The organism is Anaerobacillus alkaliphilus, from assembly GCF_004116265.1.
GTDB classification, from domain to species: Bacteria; Bacillota; Bacilli; order Bacillales; family Anaerobacillaceae; genus Anaerobacillus; species Anaerobacillus alkaliphilus.
On record NZ_QOUX01000044.1, the window covers coordinates 1 to 5868 of the forward strand.

Genomic DNA, 5868 nt, shown 5'->3' on the forward strand with positions numbered 1-5868 from the left:
TCTCTTTCTGTAAATATCTTTTTACTCATTTGATCTTTCCCCAATCCCATTTTTTCTTTAATTATACAAAAAAGTACCCTATAGGCAGACTTTTTTTAATGTCTACTCTATAGGGTACAGTTTAACCTATGCTTCTGGCTTTTGTACTTATACTGTTGTTTTGTTTGCATTTCCTTCAACAACAAACTCATTATCTTTTACATCTAAGACTACTTTTTGACCTTTTTGGATCGTACCTCTTAGTAACTCTTCTGATAGACGATCTTCCACATGCTTCTGTAATGCCCGGCGAAGTGGACGAGCTCCGTATTCAGGATCATAACCCTCATCCGCTATCTTTGCTTTAGCAGCTTCAGTTAAGACAAACTCAATTTCATGCTCTTTAAGACGCTTCGTTAATGTTTCTGCCATTAAAGAGACAATTTCTTGAATATGCTTTTTCTCAAGTGAGTGGAAGACAATGATTTCATCAATTCTGTTTAGGAATTCTGGACGGAAGCTCTTTTTCAGCTCACCCATAACCTTTTCCTTCATGTCTTTGTACTCTTGACCTTCCGTTTCTGTCGTGAAACCAAGATATTTATTTCGCTTCAGTTCACTAGCACCTACGTTCGAGGTCATGATTACAGCCGTGTTTCTAAAGTCAACTGTACGGCCTTTTGAATCTGTTAAGCGACCATCTTCTAGTACTTGAAGCAAGATATTAAATACCTCTGGATGAGCCTTTTCGATTTCATCAAAAAGGATAACTGAGTAAGGCTTTCTACGTACCTTTTCTGTCAACTGTCCTCCGTCATCATGACCTACATATCCTGGAGGTGAGCCTACTAATCTGGATGTAGCATGTTTCTCCATATATTCAGACATATCAATACGGATAACTGCATCTTCATCACCAAATAGTGTTTCTGCAACAGCGCGAGCTAGCTCAGTCTTACCAACACCTGTTGGTCCCAAGAAGATAAATGAACCAATTGGACGTTTCGGATCTTTAAGACCCGCTCTCGCACGTCTTATTGCCTTAGAAATTGCTTTCACAGCTTCTTCTTGACCGATTACCCGCTGGTGTAGAATTTCTTCCATTTTTAAGAGACGCTCTGTTTCTTCCTCAGCAAGCTTAGAAACTGGTATACCAGTCCAACTAGCCACAATCTGCGCGATATCTTCAGTTGTTACTTCAGTATTTTCTTGACCTTGCTTTTCTTTCCACTCTTTCTTTAACCCTTCTAGCTCTTCACGAAGTCTTTGTTCACTATCACGAAGAGAAGCTGCCTTTTCAAACTCTTGACTTTGCACTGCAGCATCCTTCTCTTTTCTTGTTTCTTCAAGCTTTCCTTCGAGCTGTTTTAAGTTAGGTGGAATGGTATAAGATCTCAGTCGCACTTTTGAAGCAGCTTCATCAATAAGATCAATTGCTTTATCTGGTAAAAAACGGTCTGAGATATAACGATCTGATAGTTTCACTGACTCTTCAATCGCTTCATCTGTGATCGTTACTCGGTGATGTGCCTCATATCGATCTCTTAACCCTTTTAAAATTAGAATTGACTCGTCAATAGATGGTTCATCCACTTGAATTGGTTGGAATCGTCTTTCAAGGGCTGCATCTTTCTCAATGTATTTACGATACTCATCAAGAGTAGTCGCTCCAATACATTGAAGCTCTCCTCTTGCTAACGATGGTTTTAAAATATTTGAAGCATCAATAGCACCCTCTGCACCACCAGCACCAATTAATGTATGAAGCTCATCAATAAATAAGATGACGTTACCTGCTTGACGAATTTCGTCCATGACCTTTTTAAGGCGATCTTCAAATTCCCCACGATACTTCGTACCAGCAACAACAGTTCCCATATCAAGTGTCATTACACGTTTACCACGTAATGTTTCTGGCACTTCATTTGCTATAATTTGCTGAGCAAGGCCTTCAGCAATTGCAGTTTTCCCAACACCAGGCTCACCTATTAAGACAGGGTTATTCTTTGTTCTACGACTAAGAACTTGAATGACTCGTTCAATTTCTTTACTACGGCCAATTACAGGATCTAATCCTTCTTCTTTGGCCATCGCTGTTAAGTCTCTTGCTAAACTGTCTAACGTAGGTGTATTTACATTAGCAGACGCTCCACCTTGTTGGCCACTGCTAGATGTCTCATTACTACCTAACAACTGTAGAACTTGTTGTCGTGCTTTATTTAGGCTCACACCTAAATTATTTAATACACGAGCAGCGACCCCTTCACCTTCACGGATTAACCCTAATAAAATATGTTCTGTCCCTACATATGAGTGACCTAATTTTCTAGCCTCATCCATTGATAATTCAATAACCTTCTTAGCTCGAGGTGTATAATGAATTGTCTTCGCACCATCTTGCCCTTTTCCGATAAGTGTTTCTACTTCATTTTGAATTTTATCTGAACCTAATCCTAGTCCTAATAGAGCTTTGGCAGCAATTCCTTCCCCTTCACGGATTAACCCTAATAAAACATGCTCTGTACCAATGTTATTATGACCTAAACGAATTGCTTCTTCTTGAGCTAATGCTAACACCTTTTGGGCTCTTTCAGTAAATCTACCAAACATCATAATGAACTCCACCTCCGAAAATTAATTATATTTTTCAATTTCCAACTTTAGTCTTTCTCTAATTAATGCTGCTCTTCGTTCATCCCGTTGATCAGCTGATAAAATTTCCCCAGCGTACTGCTGCAAAAATCCAGGCTGCGTTAAAATCATTAGTTCGTTTAGGATTTGGCCTGAAACACCTTTTAAAATGTTTAAATCAATTCCTAGGCGAACATCAGATAAGCGCTGAGCAGCTTCCTTGGACTCAATTGTTCTTGCATAAGCAAGGATACCGTATGAACGGTAAATTCGATCTTCTAGATGTAATTTAGAAGATTGTAATAGCATTTCCCTTGCAGCCTTTTCTTGATGAATTAACTGAAGCACGACACCACGCAAATCTTCAACAATATCCTCTTCAGATTTACCAAGGGTAATTTGGTTTGAAATTTGAAAGAGGTTACCTAAAGCTTCGCTACCTTCGCCATAAATTCCTCTAACAACTAATCCTAATTGATTAATTGCCGGCAAAATTTTTGTTAATTGCTTTGTTATAACTAATGCTGGTAGGTGCATCATCACAGAAGCTCTTAAACCTGTTCCCACATTCGTAGGACAACTTGTTAAAAATCCTTTTCTTTCATCAAAGGCATAGTGAAGCCTTTCTTCAATCCAATCGTCAATTCCATTAGAAAGTACTAGTGCCTCATTAATTTGAAATCCAGGAAAAAGGCATTGAATACGAAGGTGATCTTCCTCATTTATCATAATACTAATAGCTTCATCAGCACTTAAAAGAACAGCACCCTTCTTCGATTCATCAGCAAGTTGAGGACTAATAAGGTGTTTCTCTACTAATACCCTTTTCTCATTTGGTTTCATCTCATCCATTTCTAAGAGTTCAAACGGACCCAACTGATCATATTTTTTTCCCTCAAAATGCTCTTTTACTTGCTTTACTACTAAGCTCGCCTCATCAATACTAGAAATGATTGGGAAAGAGTAATCTTTTAAATTTCTAGCTAAACGAATTCTTGTACTTAGGACAATTTCAGACTCGGGTCCATCGTGATTCATCCAAGGACTAATTGCCTCACTAATAAAATGTTCTAGTGACATCAATCATTCCCCCCACTTTGTTGATTCAACTTCTCTAACGAGCGGATCTCGTCTCTTAAGTTCGCAGCTTCTTCAAATTCTTCTTTAGAGATATGGACTTGTAGCTCTTGTTTTAATTGTTCAATCTTACGATGTAATTGAATGTCCTTTCCAATTCTCTTTGGGATTTTTCCTATATGTGTCGTGTTTCCACTATGAACCCTTCTAAGCATTGGATCTAGTTTTGAATTAAACGTTTGATAACACTTTGCACAGCCAAATCTTCCTGCCCGAGCAAATTGATATAGTGTCATGCCGCACTTTTCACATTTTTGCTCTTTTTGTTGCTGAGGGGCTCTATTAGGCGAATTAGGTAATGCTTGTTCAAAGTTTAATAAACCTGATAATAATTGATGAATAGAAAATCCATTAGAGCCTGGTATATATTCTCCTTTTTCTCTCGCACACTGATCACATAAATGTATCTCAGTTTTATTGCCGTTTAGAATTTTAGTAAAATGTAAAGTAGCTTCTCTTTTATTACATTCATGGCATAACATGATAACTCTCCCCTCTTACTATATTATTAATATTTGAATTTTAGAGTAGAAATCATTGCTTTAAGAATATTTGCTCGAAGTTGATCACGGTAAGGTAGTTGAATATTTAAAACCGATCGATCTATTCCACTCTGGAGTAGGTTGGCTTCTCTTTTTGTAATAGCATTTTCTTCGTAAAGTCGATATATGATATCTTCTGCAGTACTCTGACTAATGTTATCACCGACATGAGCCAACATCTGATCATAGAGTTCTGCTTGGTTATGAGCTTTTACCTTAATAATGCGAATATATCCTCCGCCGCCTCTTTTACTTTCAACTAAATATCCTTTTTCAATTGTAAATCTAGTACTAATCACATAGTTGATTTGAGAAGGAACACACTGAAACTTTTCTGCTAATTCACTACGCTTAACTTCTACTAGATCACTTTCACTTTTCATTAAAATGGTTTTTAAATACTGCTCAATTATGTCAGAAACATTTTTCACCAAACCCCTCCTTCCAAAAAAGTGTTTGACTTTGACTATCTTTGACTTTAATTTTATTATATCCATTTTTTCGAATTTATCAACTATCTGAACTCATTATTGCCATCTCTAATTATTTAATCCCTATAATGAGTACACTTTATGAACTTGGTTTATTTTATAAAGCTTTTCTATTGTTGTTAACTTTACATCTTGATCCGGATACAGCACTTTTAATTGGTACCTTAATAAATTCTCATTGTCAGAAGAAGGAGCTCTTTCCACCATAACCTTTTTAACCTTCACATTATTCTCTTCAAAGATACTTATTATTGTAAGTAATGTAGTATCCTTTGCTGTAGCATGGATGACTATTGCATCAACACCCTTTCTTTTTTTAAAAAAGGAGTCTTCTACTCTATTTAAAAAAATTAAGCTTAAAATCACAATTCCAGTTGTAAAAATCCCCGCAAAGTACATCCCAACGCCAATGGATAATCCTATTCCCGCTACTACCCAGATAGAAGCAGCTGTTGTTAAGCCTCGAACTGTATACCCTTGAACAATTATAGTACCTGCCCCAAGAAACCCTATACCACTGACTACATAGGCGGCTAAACGTGATGGGTCATAATTTACAAACTCACCATGTTCCTCCATAAATTGCTGAAAACCAAACATGGCCATTAACATTACCAAACAAGCACCAACACAAACTAGTAAATGTGTTCTAAATCCAGCTGGATGTTTGTTATATTCTCTTTCTACGCCTACAATTCCACCTAATACAGCAGCTAAAATTAAGCGAGACACCATTGTCGCACTATCACTATTTATTATAGAAATAAATACTTCCACCAAATCCCCCCTATAACAAAACATTATTATCTCTAGATAATTGAGGCTATGCCACTACCAAAAAACAATGTTTATTATTATATGCATATACTCGTAGCAATATATTTAACTATCGGATTTCTTACTAAAATAAAGCATTTCAGTTATAAGTTAATGTTTAAGAAAAACAAAACCACACCCAGACTAAACTGTACCCTATAGAGTAGACATTAAAAAAAGTCTGCCTATAGGGTACTTTTTTGTATAATTAAAGAAAAAATGGGATTGGGGAAAGATCAAATGAGTAAAAAGATATTTACAGAAAGAGAAAT

General features: G+C 36.6%; 5 protein-coding genes. All 5 read right to left on the reverse strand.

The window, feature by feature from the left end:
• Positions 1-147 precede the first annotated feature (147 nt).
• The 5 genes from clpC to DS745_RS14105 all read right to left on the reverse strand — a co-directional run bounded on the left by clpC (position 148) and on the right by DS745_RS14105 (position 5557).
• Positions 148-2592 carry an ATP-dependent protease ATP-binding subunit ClpC gene (gene clpC, locus DS745_RS14085; protein WP_129078885.1) on the reverse strand — a complete coding sequence of 815 codons (2445 nt, stop codon included), beginning with the start codon at positions 2590-2592 and terminating at the stop codon, positions 148-150.
• 21 nt (positions 2593-2613) lie between these two features.
• On the reverse strand, positions 2614-3690 hold the full coding sequence (locus DS745_RS14090) for a protein-arginine kinase McsB (RefSeq protein WP_129078886.1): 1077 nt from the start codon (positions 3688-3690) through the stop codon (positions 2614-2616).
• Entirely contained in the window at positions 3690-4229 is a 540-nt protein-coding gene (locus DS745_RS14095; RefSeq protein ID WP_129078887.1) for a protein-arginine kinase activator protein McsA, read from the reverse strand. The genes DS745_RS14090 and DS745_RS14095 overlap by 1 nt, the downstream gene beginning before the upstream one ends.
• A 26-nt stretch (positions 4230-4255) precedes the next feature.
• Entirely contained in the window at positions 4256-4720 is a 465-nt protein-coding gene (locus DS745_RS14100; protein WP_129078888.1) for a CtsR family transcriptional regulator, read from the reverse strand.
• A 123-nt stretch (positions 4721-4843) separates the two neighbouring features.
• Positions 4844-5557, reverse strand: coding sequence for an MgtC/SapB family protein (locus DS745_RS14105; protein ID WP_241657829.1), 714 nt, complete (start codon positions 5555-5557; stop codon positions 4844-4846).
• Between the last annotated feature and the right edge of the window lie 311 nt (positions 5558-5868).